This window comes from Streptomyces sp. NPDC002324, from assembly GCF_053593335.1.
Genome location: NZ_JBSFCF010000013.1, coordinates 46,956 through 64,693 on the forward strand (window position 1 = coordinate 46,956; position 17,738 = coordinate 64,693).

The window sequence follows — 17,738 nt, forward strand, 5'->3', positions numbered from 1 at the left end:
GTACGGGAAGGGTGCAGAAGCCATGGGGCAGGGGCACGGTTGGGAGGGAGCGGTCCTCAAACTGCTCCGTGGAAAGGACTTCGTCCTCACGGTGACCGGTGCGGAACAGGTCACCGAGCACTACCGCCGGGTCCACCTCACCGACGGCGGCATGCTCGCGGCGACCGGCGTCCACCCGACGATGTGGGTACGCCTCTGGTTCGACGCCGCCGGCAAACCGCACCAGCGGGCCTACACCCTGGTGGATCCCGACCCGGCCGCCGGCACCTTCAGCCTGGAGTTCGCCCTGCACGACGGCCACGCCAGCGACTGGGCCCGCACCGCGAAGCCCGGCGACACCATCGAGGCCACCGTCCAGGGCACCGCCTTCACCGAGCCCGACCCCACCCCGTCCCACATCCTCGCCATCGGCGACCCGGCCTCCCTCCCGGCCATCAACTCCCTTCTGGGCGCACTCCCGTCGGCCCCGGCGACGATCTGGTTCGAGACGCCGACGGACACCGGGGGCCCCACCCCCGGGGCGGACGGGCTCCCCCTCCGCCTCGACCCCGCCCGCCACGACTTCCGCCCGGTCCCCCGCCAGGACGCCGGCGCCCGCCTCCTCACCCAGGTGAGAGCCGACGCCCCCGCCCTCCTGGCGAACACCCCCGCCCCCTACGTCTGGATCGCCTGCGACACCGCGACGACCCGCTCCCTGACGACGTACTTCCGCAGGGAACTGGGGGTACCGAAGCAGCGGACGCACGCGCTGGGCTACTGGCGCCCGTGAGACGGCCGGCATCCTCGCCCGGGGGCCGGGCTGCGGCGGACCGCCCGGCGGGCGATCATCGGGGCATGAACGTCACCCTTCACCTCGCCCAGGACCCCGAGGCGGACGAGCTCCTCGGGCGCAGTCCGCTCGCCGCGCTGGTCGGCATGCTGCTGGACCAGCAGGTGCCGATGGAATGGGCGTTCAAGGGCCCGTGGACCATCGCGCACCGGCTCGGAGCGGACGACCTGGACGCCCACGAGATCGCGGCGGCCGACCCGGAGTCGTTCGTCGCGCTGCTGTCGGCCAAACCGGCGGTGCACCGCTACCCCGGTTCCATGGCGAAGCGGATCCAGCAGCTGTGCCAGTACCTCGTGGACCACTACGACGGCGACGCGAGCGCGGTCTGGCAGGACGCGGCGACCGGCGGGGAACTGCTCTCCCGCCTCGAATCCCTCCCCGGCTTCGGCCGCCAGAAGGCCCAGATCTTCCTGGCCCTCCTCGGCAAACAGCTCGGCGTCCACCCCACCGGCTGGCGCGAGGCCGCCGGGTCCTACGGTGACCCCGACTCCTTCCGCTCCGTGGCCGACATCAAGGGCCCCGACTCGCTGGCCAAGGTCCGGGCCCACAAGCAGGAGATGAAGGCGGCGGCCAAGGCGGCCAAGGCGGCGAAGGCCTCCGGCAGGTAACCGCGGAGGCGGAGCCGACGGCCGCATCCCGGGCCGCGCTCCACCCACGCCACCGGGAGCGGTCGTGGCGCGCGACATCGAAGACTTCCCGGCGACATCGAGGCACCCCTCCGGAGAAGTCCGGACGACGCGACGAGGAACCCCGGCGCGGCCGGGACGCAGCCCCGGGAGAATTCCCGACCCGCGCCGCGCAGGGGACGCGCCGCACCCCCGAAAGAACCCCGCCGGGCACCCACGACCGCCACCGGACCCTCACAGAATCACCGTTATGCCCCACTTCGCTCCACCTTTTCCGCGCCCGCACTCCGCCGCCATGGCTGCGCCCGGAACGTCTTGACCGGTAGGCTTTCCGTGTGATCTTCAAGCGCATCGGAAACGGCCGGCCGTACCCCGACCACGGCCGGGAAAGCACCCGGCAGTGGGCGGACGTCGCGCCGCGCCCGGTCCGCCTCGATCAGCTCGTGACGACCAAGGGGCAGCTGGACCTGGAGACCCTCCTCGCCGAGGACTCCACGTTCTACGGCGACCTCTTCGCGCACGTGGTGAAGTGGCAGGGCGATCTGTACCTGGAGGACGGCCTCCACCGCGCGGTCCGCGCGGCCCTCCAGCAACGCCAGGTGCTCCACGCCCGCGTCCTGGAACTGGACTAGCCCGCACGGAAGCCGGTTGGCCCTTTCGGGTTGGACCACAGCGCGGTGAATGATCATCTAGTAGGCATCACCGTCCAACGGCACTACGCTGCGCCCATGAGCATGCTGACCCCTCCCGGCATGGGCGGCCAGTACCGGATCACGGGGGACAAGTACCCGAAGCTGCGTCGGCCCAGGAGGCGGCGCCGGCTCGTCCTCGCGGTCCTCGCGTCCGTGACCGCGCTGGGCCTCGTGGGCTGGGGAACGCTGCAGCTCATCGACGTCTTCACCGGTGACGGGGACCAGGCCGCCGCGGCCGGCCCCAAGGCGGACTGCGCGTCCCGGGTGACCCCGTCCCCGAAAGCGGGCGGAGCGGCCGGGAAGTCCGGGGCGTCCGCGAAGGGCTACCCCGCACCGGGCAGGATCACCGTCAACGTCCTCAACGCCACTCCCCGGGCCGGTCTCGCCAAGGAGACCGCCGCCGAGCTGAAGAAGCGTGGCTTCCGCATCGGGAACGTGGGCAACGCGACCAAGGAGTACGACAAGAAGGTCAAGGGCGCCGCGATACTGCTCGGCGCGAAGGCCGCCGCCGACGCGGCGCTGCCCGTCCTCAACACCCAGCTCACCGGGGCGCGGCTGAAGACCGACGGTCGTACGAAGGCCACCGAGGTGGACCTCGTCATCGGCACCGGCTTCAAGGCCCTCAGCAGACAGAAGGACGCCGACCGGGCCCTGGCCGATCTGACCAGGCCCGAGCCGACGCCCAGTACCGCCAAAACCTGCTGACCCGCGAGGGCCTACCCACGCACGGAGCTACTCCGCGGCACCGTAGAGGCGGTCGCCCGCGTCTCCCAGGCCCGGCACGATGTAGCCGTGCTCGTTGAGGCGCTCGTCGACGGCGGCGGTCACGACCGTCACCGGTGAGCCCGCCAGCTCCCGCTCCATGATCTCCACGCCCTCGGGTGCGGCCAGGAGCACCACGGCGGTCACGTCGTCGGCACCGCGGGCGATCAGCTCGCGGATCGCGGCGACCAGAGTGCCGCCGGTGGCGAGCATGGGGTCGAGGACGTACACCTGACGCCCGGAGAGATCCTCCGGCATGCGGGTGGCGTACGTGGAGGCCTCCAGCGTCTCCTCGTTGCGGATCATGCCGAGGAAGCCCACCTCGGCGGTCGGCAGCAGCCGGACCATGCCGTCGAGCATGCCGAGGCCGGCCCGGAGGATGGGCACCACGAGCGGGCGCGGGTGGGAGAGCTTGACGCCCGTGGTCGACGCGACCGGCGTCGTGATGTCGACCAGCTCGGTGCGCACGTCCCGCGTGGCCTCGTAGGCGAGCAGGGTGACCAGCTCGTCGGCGAGGCGACGGAAGGTCGGGGAGTCGGTGCGCCGGTCGCGCAGCGTGGTGAGCTTGTGGGCGACCAGAGGGTGGTCGACGACGTGGAGACGCATGTCCACAACAGTAACCGGGGCGACAGGCCCGGGCGCCCCCTCACCGTCCCCCACCCGCCGCACCTTCCCGATGGCATCAAACCCGCCATCGGAGGGAAAGTGGGATGAACGGAGCGGCGACGGAACGACCGGCGCCTGACGGTGGTGAGCCCATGCCAGACCCGAACAACGCTTCCCCACGTCCCCGGGGCACCCGCACGGGACCCGACCCGGCCGAGCGGCCAAACGCGCCCGACCGGCGGACCGGAAGGTCCGCGCGGACAGCGGGCGGTACGACGCGTACGGCCGAGGGAGCGGAACGATCAGGCGGCCGATCGACGCCGCAGGCCTCCGCCGGAACGGCCGACCGCACGACGCGGCGGCCCGGCGGTACGGCGCGAACCCCCACCGGGACGGCGCGGGGCGCCGGTCCGCCGGCGCGGGCGGGCGGCCGGGCAGCACCCACGGGCAAGGGACCGGCGCGGACCGCGGGACGGACGGCGCCCCCGGCGGACGAGACGGCGCGGACGACCGGGCGCGCCACGTCCCCGTCGGACAGGACGGCGCGGGGGACCGGAAACGCGGCTCGGGAAGCGGCGGGAAGGGCGCGGGTGGCGGTGCGAGGGGCCGAAGAGGTGGCGGACATGGCTGATGGGGCGCAGGGCGGCGGGCGGGAGAACGAGGCGGCCCGACGGCGCCGACGGGCACAGTTCCTGCGGGAACTGACGGAGGCACGGGAGCTGCGCGACCGGGTCCAGCCGCGCCGCGCCAAGGCCGCCCGGCTCCGCCACGCCATGCGCATGCGCACCTTCCGCTGGTGACCCGGCCGCCCCGCCCCCTCGGCTCCTCCCCCGCGCCCTCCCCTCCCACGGGACCCGTGCGACGTGTTCGTGGGGCCCGAGTGGGGCGTTCACGGGGTGGCCGTGCATATGCGGCCGGGATCTGCGCGTACGATCCGCTGGTGGCGGCAACAGGTGCCCAGGTGAACGGCGGCCCCACCGGCGATCAAAAGAGCCGGACACAGGGAGCCGAAGACGTCCCCTGAGCGCTCCGTTTCTGCCACGATTCCGAGTGGGTGGGACTCGGACCGCAAGCCTCCCCATCCACAACGTCCGCCGGGGGGACCCCCGACCGGCACACCTATGACCAGTGGGAGAGTCACGGTGTACTTCGCCGCACTGCTCGCGCGCACCGAAGACGGGTGGGAAGCGAGCGACACAGAGCTCGACGATGTGGAAACCCTGTCGGATCTGGCCGACCTGGCCCGTGAAGCCTCGCCCGGCGACGACACGGTGCTGGTGCTCATCGAGCAGGAGGACGCCTGGTTCGGCGTCGTCCGCATCGATGGCGAGGACGACCCTCGTATCTACGTGTCGGACGCCGCCGCCGCTGCCCGCAGCAGCTACGGCGAGATCCTGCTCACCGACGAACTGCTCGGAAGGGAGCCCGGCGACGACACCGCCGACCTGGAGTCGCTCGATCTCGACGGCACCGAGGACGGCGAGTCCGACGACGAGGACGACGACACGTCCGCCGAGGCCGTGCCGCACAGCCCCGTCGGCGACACCGAGATCCTCGACGACCTGGGGGTGGGCGAGAAGGAGCTGCGCGCTCTCGACGCCGACGACGCCCTCGGCTCGATCGCCGAGGCCCTCGGGGCGTCGGAGGTCCTGGAGACGGTCCGCTGAGTGCGGTGAGTCTCCCGAGTCCATCGGCTGGGTTCCCCCGGTGACCGGCGTGACCGACGCGGCGGCACCGGGCGGACCCGATCCCGTCCGTGACCCCTGGCGGTCCGCGATGCAGCTCGCCCTGGCCGAGGCCGGGCGGGCCGCCGAGGGCGGCGACGTCCCGGTCGGTGCGGTCGTCCTGGCCCCGGACGGCACGACCGTCCTGGCCACCGGACACAACGAACGCGAGGCGACCGGCGACCCGACCGCCCACGCCGAGGTACTGGCCCTGCGCCGGGCGGCCGCCGCCCTGCGGGCTCCCGCGACGCGGACCGCCTCCGGCCAGGACGGCGGGGGCGGCGGGGGCGGTGAGGACGGCGACGACGTCAAGGGCGGTGACGGCAGACGACCGGGCGAATGGCGGCTGACCGGCTGCACCCTGGTCGTGACCCTCGAACCCTGCACGATGTGCGCGGGAGCACTCGTGCAGTCCCGGATCGACCGGGTCGTCTACGGCACCCGCGACGAGAAGGCCGGCGCCACCGGCTCCGTCTGGGACGTCGTACGCGACCGGCGCCTCAACCACCGCCCCGAGGTCGTCGAAGGCGTCCTCGCCGACGACTGCGCCCGGCTCCTCACCGAGTTCTTCCGCACCCGCTGAGAGCGTTCGGGCCCTCAGCGCTACCCCGTCGATACCGATTTCAAAGCACGCCCCACCTTGCTGTAAGGTCTCCCTCGGTAGCGTGTCCGAGCGGCCGAAGGAGCTCGCCTCGAAAGCGAGTGTGGCGCAAGTCACCGAGGGTTCAAATCCCTCCGCTACCGCAGAAGAAGGGCCCGGTCCATTGGACCGGGCCCTTCGCGTTGGGGCGTTGGGGCGTGGGGGGCGGCGCTTCGAGGCGGGCGACGCGCTCCTGAGCACCTGGGCATGCACACCCGGCACGCCGGCACAACCCGGGAATCACCGGAACAGCGACCTCCGTTTCCCGTGCTCGTCCTGGGGCGGCGCCGCCGGGGTTCGGCACGCGGTGCCCACAGCTGAGCCGTACGCGCTGACCGTCGCCCGAGGGGAAGTCATCGTCATGCTCAGTCGTCCACTGGCCAGAGCAGCCTGCACTGCCGCCGCCGGCCTGCTGCCGGCAGGCTGAGTCGTCGTCGCCGCGCCGGGTACGGCACTGGCGGCCCGGTCCGATCGCGAGCGTGGGGCCAACGGCTTCCGCGACATCTCCGACAGTCTGGTCGGTGTCCCTGCCGGCCCGGCGGACAAGACCCTGCGCTCCGACCCGCAGGGGCTGTCCGGGTGCATCAGTCCGCGGGCTGCCACCATCGACGGTCGGGTCCACGGATTCGCCGCGCTCTCGGCCCCGCGCGTGGGAGACGAGATCTGGATGGACTGGACGCTCAACGGCAGGGATGTCCACGTCCAGTGCGGCCCCTTCCGGGCGAGCCGGGACGGCCGGCCGCTGACCAGCGCCGCGAAGGTGACGGACAACAGCCCGAACTACCGGTTCCGTGCCTGCGGCGGCGGGGGCGGCCAGGCGGTGCAGTGCACGGACTGGTGGTAGCCGAACCGACGGGCCCACCTCCGCGCTCCGGCATCCGCGGATGCCGGAGCGCGGTGTCGTACTGCCGGCAGCGCGAAGAGGCCCCTTGAAGCCCGAGGTCCGGCGTCTCTCCTGCGAACGCATGATCGGGTTACACTCGCCGCCGACAAAGAGGGACCGACAGGGCCCATGGGGCACAAGAGGCGGGGGAGGCCGCGGTGGCGGTGCAGGGGAAGAAGATCGCGCTGTACGTGCTCGTGGTCTTCGTGCTCTACGTGATCATCACGGACCCGGCCAAGGCCGCCGACTACGTCCAGATAGGGTTCGAGGGCGTCTCCAACGCCGCCCAGTCCGTCGGCGACTTCTTCACCTGGATCGCCGACGGGGCCGAGTAGCCCCCGCCCCGCACCCCGTACGACCCTTCCGGAGCACCCATGATCCGCCACCTGGTCCTGTTCAAGCTCAACGAGGGCGTCGAGCGCGACGACCCGCGGGTCGTGCGGGGTGAGGGCGCCTTCCGCGCACTGGACGGCACGATCGCGGAGATCCGCTCCTGGGAACTGGGCTGGAACCTCAGCGACCGCCCCATCGCCTACGACTTCGCGATCAACTCCGCGTTCGACGACCTGGACGGCCTGCGCGCCTACGCCGAGCACCCGGACCACCAGGCGGGCGTGGCACTGTGGCGCGAGTTCGCCACGTGGGTCGTCGCCGACTACGAGTTCTGAGCCGGAGGGCCGTTCGTTCCCGCGCACGCCCCGCTCGGTCCGCCCCGCCCGCCCCATCCCACTCCGCCCCGCACTCGAACAGTGCGGGGTTTTTCGCACCCGATTGCCCCTCACGCTCTCCATCCATGTTCAACACGGGCATATGCGGTGCTTGATCACAGTGCACATGTCTTGTGATGCTATGACCGCTTTTGACGGTTGAGTTGATGGATGAAGAGGTGGCGTTGACCGTGTCGGCCAGTACTGCGCCTCCCCAGGAAGACGTCCCGGCTCCCGAGCCCGCGTCGGCCCAGGTCGCCGCCCAGGCCACCGCACCCGCCCCGGAGAAACGTCGCGGCGCCGACACCCGGGCCCTCACCCAGGTGCTGTTCGGTGAGCTGAAGCATCTGGCGCCGGGCACTCCGGAGCACAACCGCGTGCGCGGGGCGCTCATCGAGGCGAATCTCCCGCTCGTGCGCTACGCGGCCGCTCGTTTCCGCTCCCGCAACGAGCCCATGGAGGACGTGGTCCAGGTCGGGACCATCGGGCTGATCAACGCCATCGACCGGTTCGACCCGGACCGGGGTGTGCAGTTCCCGACCTTCGCGATGCCGACCGTCATCGGCGAGATCAAGCGGTACTTCCGCGACAACGTGCGCACGGTCCACGTCCCGCGCCGGCTGCACGAGTTGTGGGTCCAGGTGAACAGCGCGACCGAGGACCTCACCACCGCCTTCGGGCGCACCCCCTCCACCGCCGAGATCGCCGAGCGGCTGCGCATCACCGAGGAGGAGGTCCTGTCCTGCATCGAGGCGGGCCGGTCGTACCACGCGACCTCGCTGGAGGCCGCCCAGGAGGGTGACGGAATGCCGGGGCTGCTCGACCGGCTCGGCTACGAGGACCCGGAGCTGGACGGCGTCGAGCACCGCGACCTCGTACGGCACCTCCTCGTCCAGCTGCCCGAGCGCGAGCAGCGGATCCTGCTGCTGCGCTACTACAGCAACCTCACGCAGTCACAGATCAGCGCCGAACTGGGGGTCTCCCAGATGCACGTGTCCCGGCTGCTGGCCCGCAGCTTCGCGCGGCTGCGCTCGGCCAACCGGATCGAGGCCTAGCGCTCCGCGAGGGTGCCGGGGCCTCCTGCCCGTCGGCCGGTTTCCGGGTGACCCTCGGTAACCACACACCCCCCGCGCCTTCCCGGATGGACCATGGGGCACGCGGGGCGCACGATGGCAGGCGGGGCGCACAGAATCGGCCAGCGGTGCGCGTGCGCAGGCCATGGGCCTGTCCGAATGCGCTGTCGAAGTGTCACCGCTGAGAGCGAATCGCTCTTTGACGGTCTTTCCGACAGAACTGAGCTGAAATCCCATCAGACAGCCTGTTTCCAGGGCCTATTCACCCTCTCCATGTCGACATGTCACTACATCGCGTTGCCGACGTGTGACATTCTCTCCCCAGCGCGTTTGCCGTGGCCTCGCCGCCGGTATTCAGGTGGAGGCTGCGTTCCTTACGACGGAGCGTCCGCCGCGACCGTCCGCGACCCAAAGGGGGTGGCATGTCCGCAGACCAGGGCAGCTCGAAGGTGCTCACGCTCGACAAGAGCGCGACCGCGCCCGACGCTATCCAGGCCCCTCAGGACCTTCGGGCGCTTGAGGACCTTCCCGGTCCCCAGGCTCCGCCGGTGACTGACCTTCCGGCCGTGTCGGCCTCGGCGAACATCGACACCCGCACCCTGTCCCGCTCCCTGTTCCTGCGGCTGGCCGCGCTGGACGAGAACAGCCCCGAGCGTGCCTATGTCCGGGACACCCTCATCGAGCTCAACCTCCCGCTGGTGCGTTACGCCGCCGCCCGTTTCCGGTCGCGCAACGAGCCGATGGAGGACATCGTCCAGGTCGGCACGATCGGCCTGATCAAGGCGATCGACCGCTTCGACTGCGAACGGGGCGTGGAGTTCCCGACGTTCGCGATGCCGACGGTCGTGGGCGAGATCAAGCGGTTCTTCCGCGACACCTCGTGGTCGGTCCGGGTTCCGCGCCGGCTGCAGGAGCTGCGTCTGGCGCTCACCAAGGCCAGCGACGAGCTGTCGCAGAAGCTCGACCGCTCCCCGACGGTCACCGAACTCGCCGCCGTCCTGGGCGTGTCGGAGGAGGACGTCGTCGACGGCCTCGCGGTCGGCAACGCCTACACCGCGTCGTCACTGGACTCGCCGGCCCCCGAGGACGACGGCGGCGAGGGCTCCCTCGCGGACCGTCTCGGCTACGAGGACACGGCGCTGGAGGGCGTGGAGTACCGCGAGTCCCTCAAGCCGCTGCTGGCCAAGCTGCCGCCCCGTGAGCGCCGGATCATCATGCTCCGGTTCTTCGCGAACATGACGCAGTCCCAGATCGGCGAAGAGGTCGGCATCTCCCAGATGCACGTCTCCCGCCTCCTCACCCGGACCCTGGCCCAGCTCCGCGAGGGCCTGATCTCCGACTGAGGTGGCACCGTCCACACGGTGACACGTGACCCGCCGGGGGCACCTTGACGGCACCCCCGGCGGTAGTGATGCACATGGGCACGTGGGCGACCCGGCGCGTGATGCAGGCGCGGGCCCGGTGGGGCTTCTCGCGCAGTTCCCGGCGTCCCTGAAAGCCCCGGCCCCTTCGGGCCCGAAAAGCACGGGGCGCAGCCCCTGCTTTTCAGGGGCGCGGGGAACTGCGCGAGCAACCACGACGCACCCGCACCCGCACGATCACGGCCCCCGGCAGACGCTCAGGCGCCACCTCGCGCAAGCCCCGGCAGACGCACAGGCGCACCCCACACAAGCCCCGGCAGACGCACAGCCGCCCACCCCGCAGGGACCTACGCCAGCGCCAGCCACACCACCGCGGCCACCACAGCCACCGCCGCGAGAACACCGACGATCACACCGACCCGCGGCCCGGAACTCCCCGCCGCGGCCGAGGCGGCCTGCCGGCCCCCCGAAGGCGTCTCGTCGACGAAGGCACGGAACATCTGCGTGCTCCCCGCGGGGTCGTAGTTGCCCTGGGGGTTCTGGTTGTCGGCCATGGCCCGAGACCTTAGCGAATCGCGCACGACGCACCCAAGCGGGGTTGCCCGCCCACGCCCCCGCAACGTTCTCCTTTGCCAAGACTTGAGCCGCGCGCACCCGATTTCATTTGCCTGCAGCAACCATCCATCCTATGGTTGCCCTAAGCAACAACATCGGGAGGCGCTCCATGGCCGGGCAGACGCACTACGAGGAGCTGGTCCGTCAGCTCAGTGCCGTCGGGGCCGTGAAGCGGGAGCTCACCCGGATGCTGCCGCACGAGTGCCCCGGCGGCTCGGCGGGAGTCCTGACCCTGCTCGGCCGGCACGGCGAGATGCGGATGAGCAGGCTCGCCGAGCTGCTCGCGGTGGACATGTCGGTGACCAGCCGTCATGTCGCCCACGTAGCCGAGCGGGGCTGGATCGAACGCCTCCCCGACCCGGCGGACAAACGCTCACGCATCCTGCGCCTGACCCCCGAGGGCCGGGCCGTGGTCGCGGAGCTGGACCGCCGCAGCGGCAAGCTGATGGCCGACCGGCTCAGCGACTGGTCCGACGACGAGGTCGCCCAGCTCGCCCGGCTCCTGGGCCGGCTCCGCGAGAGCTTCGACGCCACCCCGACCCGCACACCCGCCTAGCGGCCGACGCGACGACGCCCAGGCCCCACAGCGGCCGGCCCGACGATCCGTACGCCCGCACAGCGGCGTCCACCCCGACCCGTACACCCGCAAAGACCCGTAGGAAAAGGAAGCCCCATGGCAACGACCACACCAGCCGGTGTGCGGGCTCACGCCAAGCACGGAGGAGGCACCGCCAAGGGTGCTCCCCACAGCGGTGGCGACCACGCCCCGATGACGCACCGGCAGATCATGGAAGCGCTGACCGGACTGCTGCTCGGCATGTTCGTGGCGATCCTGTCGTCGACGATCGTGTCGAACGCGCTGCCGGACATCATCAAGGACCTGGGCGGCGGACAGAGCGCCTACACGTGGGTCGTGACCGCGTCGCTGCTCGCGATGACCGCGTCCACCCCGCTGTGGGGCAAGCTCGCCGACCTGTTCTCCAAGAAGCTGCTGATCCAGCTCGCACTCGTGATCTTCGTGCTCGGGTCGGCCGCCGCCGGCCTGTCCCAGAACGCCGGGACGCTCATCGCGTTCCGCGCGGTCCAGGGCGTCGGCATGGGCGGTCTCTCCTCGCTGGCCCAGATCATCCTCGCGGCGATGATCTCCCCGCGCGAACGCGGCCGGTACAACGGCTACCTCGGCGCCACCTTCGCGACCGCCATGGTCGGCGGCCCGCTGGTCGGCGGTGTCATCACCGACACCAGCTGGCTCGGCTGGCGCTGGTGCTTCTACGTCGGCGTGCCCTTCGCGGTCATCGCCCTGGTCGTGCTCCAGCGGACCCTGCACCTGCCGGTCGTCAAGCGCAAGGTGAAGGTCGACTGGGCCGGCGCCTTCCTCATCACCGCCGCGGTCTGCCTGCTGCTGATCTGGGTGACCTTCGCCGGTGACAAGTACGACTGGGTGTCGTGGCAGACGTACGCGATGGTCGGCGGCACGGCCCTGCTGCTCGCGCTGTTCCTGCTGGTCGAGTCGAAGGCGACCGAGCCGATCATGCCGTTGCGGCTGTTCCGCAACCGGACGATCGCGCTGGCGTCGCTGGCCTCCCTCTTCGTCGGTGTGGCGATGTTCGCGGGCACGATCTTCTTCAGCCAGTACTTCCAGCTCGCCCGCGACAAGTCGCCGACCATGTCCGGCGTCATGACGATCCCGATGATCGCCGGTCTGTTCGTCTCCTCGACCGTCTCCGGCCAGGTCATCACCCGCACCGGCCGCTGGAAGGCCTGGCTGCTCGCCGGCGGTGTGCTGGTGACCTCGGGGCTCGCGCTGCTGGGTTCGCTCCGGTACGACACCGTGTACTGGCACGTGGCGATCTTCATGGCGCTGCTCGGTCTCGGCGTCGGCATGATGATGCAGAACCTGGTGCTGTGCACCCAGAACCAGGTGGCCCCGAGCGACCTCGGCGCCGCCAGCTCGGTCGTCACCTTCTTCCGCTCCCTCGGCGGCGCGATCGGCGTCTCGGCGCTGGGCGCGGTACTGAGCCACCGGATCTCGCACTACGCCGAGGAGGGCCTCGCCAAGCTGGGCGTGTCCGGTTCCGCCACGGGCCACGGCGAGATCCCCGACCTGGACGCCCTGCCCACGCCGATCCGCACGGTCATCGAGAGTGCCTACGGCCACGGCATCGGAGACGTCTTCCTCTACGCCGCCCCCTTCGCCGTTCTCGCACTGGTCTTCTCCCTCTTCATCAAGGAGGTCCCGCTGCGGACCACCGGGGCGCTCGCCCAGGCGGCCCGGACGAAGGCGGCGGCCACGGAGACCGACGGTCAGACGGACTCCCCGGACGCGTCCGCGACGCCCGCCCCGGCCCCGGCTCCGGTGGCCGCGGACTCCGGCACGGCTCCGGCCGCCGGCACGGCCGCGGTCACCCCGCCGGTGTCGGACAGCGGCGACGGAACCCCCGTACGCGGTCAGGTCCGCGGGGCCGAGGGCGTGCCCGTGCCGCGGGCCGCCGTCACACTGATCTCGCTCGGCGGGCGACAGCTCGGCCGTTCGGTCGCGGGGGCCGACGGCACCTACGCGGTGGACGCGCCCAGCGCCGGGTCGTACGTCCTGATCGCGGCCGCCGACGGGTTCCAGCCCCAGGCGTCCACGGTGGTCGTGAACGGCGAGCCGGTCGCGTACGACATCCTGCTCAGCGGCACGAGCGGGCTGAGCGGTGTGGTGCGGGCCGACGGCACCGGGCGCGCCGTGCGGGACGCCATGGTCGTGGTGACCGATGTGCGCGGGGACGTGCTGGCCGGCGGGCTCACCGGTGAGCAGGGCGAGTTCGCCTTCGGCGAGCTGGTGCCCGGTGCGGTGACCGTCGCGGTGAACGCCGCCGGGTTCCGGCCGCGTGCCCTGCCCGTCGAGGTCGGCGGCACCGGGGTCACCCGGATCGAGATCGACCTGGAGACCGGAGCTCGGCTCCAGGGCGTCGTACGGGCGCCGGGCGGAGTACTGGCCGACGCCCGCGTGACCCTCGTCGACGCGGCGGGCAACGTGGTCGGCACGGCCACCACCGGCGCGGACGGGGCGTACGCCTTCACCGACCTGGACGGCGGCGAGTACACGGTCATCGCGACCGGCTACCCGCCCGTGGCCACGGCCCTGACCGTCGCCGGACCCGGCGTCGACGGCCACGACATCGAACTCGCCCACCCCGGCGAGTAGTTCCAGAAGTTGGACCACCGGCCGGTGGAGCCCCCGCTCCACCGGCCGGCCGCATGCTGAGGAGTGGGACGGACATGGGAGCGACCGGACTGACCGCGAGGATCCGCACCCGGGACGGATGGGCCGTGTCGCACGCGGTCGTCACGGTGACCGACATGACCGGTAAGCAGGTGCTGCGGGCCGGCGCGGACGCCGAAGGGGGCGTGCACGACCCGACGGCTCTCGCGCCCGGCGCCTACACGGTGATCGTCACGGCGGTCGGCCACGCGCCGTTCGCCGCCGGCGCTCTGGTGACCGCGAGCGGGCGTGCGGAGGTCGGCACGGTCACCCTCTCCCGACTCGGCGGCACGGAACTGCCGCCGCCCGGCCCGTGGACCGTCGACCCCGCCCACTCCTCCGTCGCCGCGCTGGCGCAGCACCTCGGCATCTCCAGCGTCCACGGACGCTTCACCGACTTCTCGGCCTCGATCGAGATCGCCCCGGCCCCGGACGAAGGCACCAGGTCCCGGGTGGAGGCGGTGATCCGGGCCGCCTCGATCGACACCGGGAACGCGGCCCGGGACCGGCATCTGCGGTCGCCGGACTTCCTGGACGCCGAGCGGCACCCCGAGATCACCTACGTCTCGACGGGCCTGACCCCGGCCGGCCCGGACCGCTGGACGGTCCACGGCGAGCTGGGCATGCGCGGGGTCGTACGGCCGGTGGACCTGGACCTGGCGTACCTGGGCACCGGCGCGGACCCGTGGGGCGGCACGCGCGCCGCGTTCCGGGCCACCGCCGAACTCCGCCGTGCGGACTTCGCCATGAACTACAACCAGGTCGTGCAGGCGGGGATCGCGGCGATCGGGACGACGCTGCGGGTCGAAATGGACGTGCAGGCCGTGCGGGGGCGGAGCGCGTAGCGCTCCCGCGACGGGCGCGGGGAACCGCGCGAACCATGACGACACATCCGCCGCCGCCGAACCGCGGAGCCGCGGAACCCCCCGAGCCGATGGGCGCCCCTGGCCCTACGCTGGGCGCCATGGCACGGAACATCGCGACCAACACCTCGGTCTCCCTCGAAGAGCTGCTCGACTTCGTACGGCCCCGCCACCGGGCCCTCCTGCTCACCCGGCGGGCCGACGGCAGCCCCCAGGCCTCCCCGCTGACCTGCGGCGTCGACGACTCGGGCCGGATCGTCGTCTCCACCTACCCCGAGCGCGCCAAGACGCGCAACGCCAGGCGGGACGAGCGCGTGAGCGTCGTCGTGCTGAGCGACGACTGGGACGGCCCCTGGGTCCAGATCGACGGCACGGCGGAGGTCCTCGACTCACCGGACTCGGTCGAGCCCCTGGTGGAGTACTTCCGGAACATCTCGGGCGAGCACCCGGACTGGGACGAGTACCGGGAGGCGATGGTCAAGCAGGGCAAGTCGATCATCCGGGTCACGCCGGAGAGGTGGGGGCCGGTGGCCACCGGAGGGTTCCCCGCGCGGCTGGTGGCCGGGGAGTCCTAGCCGGTGGCCGGGGAGTGCCGGGAGACCGGACGTCCGGGAAGCGGTCAGCCCCGCTCGGCCATCACCTCGATGCCGGCGACCAGGGTCTCCAGGGCGTAGGCGAAGTCCCGTTCGCGCATCTCCTCCACGGTGTCGCCGCCGCGGGCCTCCATGAGGTCCGCGGAGTGCCGGATGACCTCGTGGGGCGAGAGGGAGCCGGAGACCGCGCTCATGGCCTGGCGGAAGTACTCCTCCTGGCTCACCCCGGCGGCGGCGCAGCGCTGCGCGAAGTGGCCCTCGATGGTGCCGAAGCCGTAGACGAACTGGAAGACCGCCGCGATGGCGCCGGCCTGGCCGCGCGGGGGCAGGCCGGTGCGGTGGATCACGCGCTGCACGGCGAGCGAGAAGTCGAGCGAGCGCGGGCCGATGTTGAGGAAGGTGCCGGCGAGGGGCGACACCCAGGGGTGGCGGACCAGCACCGCCCGGTACTCCCCGGCCAGCGTGCGCAGTTGGCCCCGCCAGTCCCCGCCCGCGTCCTCCGGGGGCAGGCTCATCTCGCCGAAGGCCTGGTCCAGCGCCAGTTCCAGCAGGTCGTCCTTGGTGTCCACGTACCAGTAGACCGACATCGCCGTCACGTTCAGCTCGGCGGCCAGCCGGCGCATGGAGAACTTGGCCAGCCCCTCCGCGTCCAGCAGCCGTACGGCCGCCGCGGTGATCCGCTCACGGTCCAGCCCCGACGGCTGTCCGCCCCGCCCGGACCGCGCCTTCGCCTTCCCCTCCAGCCAGACACTGGCCCGCGCGGACCCATCACTCCGACCGGCTACCCGCACCATGACGCACCTTCCGAGACGTGGTTTCGACGTTCCCCCACCGATGACGATGCCAGGCAGGTGGCCCTGACGGAGCGCAGCGCACGGTACGAGGCACCGGGAACTCCCGGCTACGAGACGGCCACCAACTCCGTGTCGGCCTTCTCCGCCCTGCGCAGCAACCCCGCCGCCACCAGCCCGCCGAGCAGTACGGCCACCGCCCCCACCAGCAGACTCGTCTCCAGCCCGGAGGAGTACGCGGACAGCACCCGGTCCCGCTCCGCGGCCGTGTCCGCCGCCCCCAGCGCGGCCGGCAACGACACCGCCGACACCGGGATCAGCGCCGCGAACCGGGAGTTGAGCACCGCCCCCAGCACCGCCACCCCCAGGCCCGTCCCGAACTCCGCCAGCGTGCCGTTGATCCCGGCCCCCACCCCCGCCCTGGCCGGCGGGATCGCGCTCATGATCGCGTGCGCCATCGCGGGGTTGGCAATCGCGCAGCCCACCCCGATCAGCACCAGCCCGAGCAGTGTTCCGGCGTAACCGCCGGAGGCCATCGTCGCGATGGAGACCAGGCCACCGGACATCAGGACCATGCCGAGCGCGATCGACACCGGCGTCCCGAGCCTCGCCGTCCACTTCGCCGACAGCCCGGAGAAGTTGAGCACGACGACGACCAGGGCGAGAGGCGCGGTCCGCAGCCCCGCCTCCCACGCGTCGTAGCCGAGCACGAACTGCAGATGCTGGGTGAGGAGGAAGAGCGCGCCGCCCATGCCGAAGGTGATCAGGACGGCGCCGGCGACCGCGCCCGTGAAGCGCCGGTCGCGGAAGAAGCTCAGGTCGAGCATGGGGGAGGGGACACGGCTCTCCCAGTGCGTGAAGGCCGCGAGCACGACCACGGCGACGGCGGCCGTGGCGAGCACGAGGCCCGACGTCCAGCCGTGCTCCGGGCCCGAGATGATCGCGTAGACGAGGGCGGCCATACCGATGGTCGACAGCACCGCGCCCACCAGGTCCGGCCGGTCCCCCTGCGGATTCTTCGACTCCGGGACCAGGGCGATCACGGCGACCACGCCCAGCGCGGCGACCGGCAGGTTGATCAGGAAGATGGCACCCCACCAGAAGTGGGCGAGCACGAAGCCGCCGAGGAGGGGCCCGGCCGCGAAGCCGAGCGCGTTGACCGCGGCCCAGATGCCGATCGCCCTGGGCTGCTCCTCCGGGGCGAAGATCTGCATGGCGACGGCGAGGGTCGTGGTGAGCAGCAGTGCGCCGCCGACGCCCATGCCCGCCCGTGCGGCGATCAACTGCCCGGTGGACTGGGCGAGTCCGGCCACCAGCGAACCGATGCCGAACAGCACCAGCCCCGTGATCAGCATCTTCTTGCGGCCGTAGCGGTCGGCCGCGCTGCCCGCGGTGAGCAGCAGCCCCGACTGCACCAGGGAGTACGCGTTGATCATCCACTGGATGTCCGACGTGGCCGCGTCCAGCTCGCCGGTGAGGGAGGGGATCGCCACGTTCAGCACGGTGTTGTCCAGCAGCACGGTGAGCTGGGCGAGGCAGATGACGCCGAGGATCAGCCAGCGCCGGGGGTGGCCCCGGGTGCCGGAGGCGGTGGGGGTCGACATGCCGTACACCGTAGAACAGTTCCCATACGGTGTACAAGGCGCACTCGACCGCACCCGACCGCACCCGACCGCGCTCAACCGCGCTCAACCGCGCTCGATCCCGTACGAAAGGGGGCGGTGGC

20 protein-coding genes and 1 tRNA gene are annotated in these 17,738 nt (G+C 71.9%); 17 read left to right on the forward strand and 4 right to left on the reverse strand.

Features of this window, described 5'->3' with window-relative positions:
* Positions 1–22: 22 nt before the first annotated feature.
* The 4 genes from ACWCRJ_RS19040 (at position 23) to ACWCRJ_RS19055 (ending at position 2,852) form a co-directional block, all read left to right on the forward strand.
* Positions 23–769, forward strand: coding sequence for a siderophore-interacting protein (locus tag ACWCRJ_RS19040; protein ID WP_450940351.1), 747 nt, complete (start codon positions 23–25; stop codon positions 767–769).
* 65 nt (positions 770–834) lie between these two features.
* Positions 835–1,437 (forward strand): HhH-GPD-type base excision DNA repair protein, encoded by a 603-nt coding sequence (locus ACWCRJ_RS19045; protein ID WP_450940352.1) that lies wholly within the window; start codon positions 835–837, stop codon positions 1,435–1,437.
* A 353-nt stretch (positions 1,438–1,790) separates the two neighbouring features.
* Entirely contained in the window at positions 1,791–2,087 is a 297-nt protein-coding gene (locus tag ACWCRJ_RS19050) for a type II toxin-antitoxin system VapB family antitoxin (RefSeq protein ID WP_003999914.1), read from the forward strand.
* 120 nt (positions 2,088–2,207) lie between these two features.
* Positions 2,208–2,852 (forward strand): LytR C-terminal domain-containing protein, encoded by a 645-nt coding sequence (locus ACWCRJ_RS19055; protein WP_450940449.1) that lies wholly within the window; start codon positions 2,208–2,210, stop codon positions 2,850–2,852.
* A gap of 27 nt (positions 2,853–2,879) precedes the next feature.
* Here ACWCRJ_RS19055 and upp read toward each other — a convergent pair whose 3' ends face one another.
* A complete protein-coding gene (gene upp, locus ACWCRJ_RS19060; RefSeq protein WP_028797105.1) occupies positions 2,880–3,515 on the reverse strand; it encodes a uracil phosphoribosyltransferase in 636 nt (211 codons plus the stop codon).
* A 623-nt stretch (positions 3,516–4,138) separates the two neighbouring features.
* Between upp and ACWCRJ_RS19065 the strand changes: the two genes are divergently transcribed.
* The 9 genes from ACWCRJ_RS19065 (at position 4,139) to ACWCRJ_RS19105 (ending at position 9,885) form a co-directional block, all read left to right on the forward strand.
* Complete coding sequence (locus ACWCRJ_RS19065) at positions 4,139–4,315, forward strand: hypothetical protein (RefSeq protein ID WP_167336835.1); 177 nt, start codon at positions 4,139–4,141, stop codon at positions 4,313–4,315.
* A gap of 342 nt (positions 4,316–4,657) precedes the next feature.
* Positions 4,658–5,182 carry a tRNA adenosine deaminase-associated protein gene (locus tag ACWCRJ_RS19070; RefSeq protein WP_046919220.1) on the forward strand — a complete coding sequence of 175 codons (525 nt, stop codon included), beginning with the start codon at positions 4,658–4,660 and terminating at the stop codon, positions 5,180–5,182.
* A 109-nt stretch (positions 5,183–5,291) separates the two neighbouring features.
* A complete protein-coding gene (locus ACWCRJ_RS19075) occupies positions 5,292–5,822 on the forward strand; it encodes a nucleoside deaminase (protein ID WP_450940450.1) in 531 nt (176 codons plus the stop codon).
* 76 nt (positions 5,823–5,898) lie between these two features.
* Positions 5,899–5,983 (forward strand) — tRNA-Ser (locus ACWCRJ_RS19080).
* Positions 5,984–6,528: 545 nt separating this feature from the next.
* Positions 6,529–6,723: a hypothetical protein gene (locus ACWCRJ_RS19085; RefSeq protein WP_450940353.1), complete on the forward strand. Its 195-nt coding sequence runs from the start codon at positions 6,529–6,531 to the stop codon at positions 6,721–6,723.
* Between the two features lie 197 nt (positions 6,724–6,920).
* Positions 6,921–7,097, forward strand: coding sequence for a hypothetical protein (locus ACWCRJ_RS19090; RefSeq protein WP_046919222.1), 177 nt, complete (start codon positions 6,921–6,923; stop codon positions 7,095–7,097).
* A 39-nt stretch (positions 7,098–7,136) separates the two neighbouring features.
* Complete coding sequence (locus ACWCRJ_RS19095; RefSeq protein ID WP_050398391.1) at positions 7,137–7,430, forward strand: Dabb family protein; 294 nt, start codon at positions 7,137–7,139, stop codon at positions 7,428–7,430.
* A gap of 206 nt (positions 7,431–7,636) precedes the next feature.
* The gene (locus tag ACWCRJ_RS19100; RefSeq protein WP_450940354.1) at positions 7,637–8,524 is read left to right on the forward strand and encodes an RNA polymerase sigma factor SigF; all 888 of its coding nucleotides are present in this window, start codon (positions 7,637–7,639) and stop codon (positions 8,522–8,524) included.
* A 440-nt stretch (positions 8,525–8,964) separates the two neighbouring features.
* Positions 8,965–9,885 carry an RNA polymerase sigma factor SigF gene (locus ACWCRJ_RS19105; protein WP_450940355.1) on the forward strand — a complete coding sequence of 307 codons (921 nt, stop codon included), beginning with the start codon at positions 8,965–8,967 and terminating at the stop codon, positions 9,883–9,885.
* A 365-nt stretch (positions 9,886–10,250) separates the two neighbouring features.
* On the opposite strand, the gene ACWCRJ_RS19110 is transcribed toward ACWCRJ_RS19105, so the two are convergent.
* On the reverse strand, positions 10,251–10,457 hold the full coding sequence (locus tag ACWCRJ_RS19110; RefSeq protein ID WP_450940356.1) for a hypothetical protein: 207 nt from the start codon (positions 10,455–10,457) through the stop codon (positions 10,251–10,253).
* A gap of 170 nt (positions 10,458–10,627) precedes the next feature.
* On the opposite strand from ACWCRJ_RS19110, the gene ACWCRJ_RS19115 reads away from it, so the two are divergent.
* The 4 genes from ACWCRJ_RS19115 (at position 10,628) to ACWCRJ_RS19130 (ending at position 15,203) form a co-directional block, all read left to right on the forward strand.
* Positions 10,628–11,074: a MarR family winged helix-turn-helix transcriptional regulator gene (locus tag ACWCRJ_RS19115; protein ID WP_450940357.1), complete on the forward strand. Its 447-nt coding sequence runs from the start codon at positions 10,628–10,630 to the stop codon at positions 11,072–11,074.
* 117 nt (positions 11,075–11,191) lie between these two features.
* The gene (locus tag ACWCRJ_RS19120; protein ID WP_450940358.1) at positions 11,192–13,708 is read left to right on the forward strand and encodes an MFS transporter; all 2,517 of its coding nucleotides are present in this window, start codon (positions 11,192–11,194) and stop codon (positions 13,706–13,708) included.
* A 74-nt stretch (positions 13,709–13,782) separates the two neighbouring features.
* Positions 13,783–14,610: a YceI family protein gene (locus tag ACWCRJ_RS19125; RefSeq protein WP_450940359.1), complete on the forward strand. Its 828-nt coding sequence runs from the start codon at positions 13,783–13,785 to the stop codon at positions 14,608–14,610.
* A 119-nt stretch (positions 14,611–14,729) separates the two neighbouring features.
* A complete protein-coding gene (locus ACWCRJ_RS19130) occupies positions 14,730–15,203 on the forward strand; it encodes a PPOX class F420-dependent oxidoreductase (protein WP_450940360.1) in 474 nt (157 codons plus the stop codon).
* A gap of 44 nt (positions 15,204–15,247) precedes the next feature.
* Here the strand turns inward: ACWCRJ_RS19130 and ACWCRJ_RS19135 are convergent, their stop codons facing one another.
* Positions 15,248–16,015, reverse strand: a complete 768-nt coding sequence (locus tag ACWCRJ_RS19135) for a TetR/AcrR family transcriptional regulator (protein ID WP_450940361.1) — start codon at positions 16,013–16,015, stop codon at positions 15,248–15,250.
* 107 nt (positions 16,016–16,122) lie between these two features.
* Positions 16,123–17,616, reverse strand: coding sequence for an MFS transporter (locus ACWCRJ_RS19140; protein WP_450940362.1), 1,494 nt, complete (start codon positions 17,614–17,616; stop codon positions 16,123–16,125).
* Between the last annotated feature and the right edge of the window lie 122 nt (positions 17,617–17,738).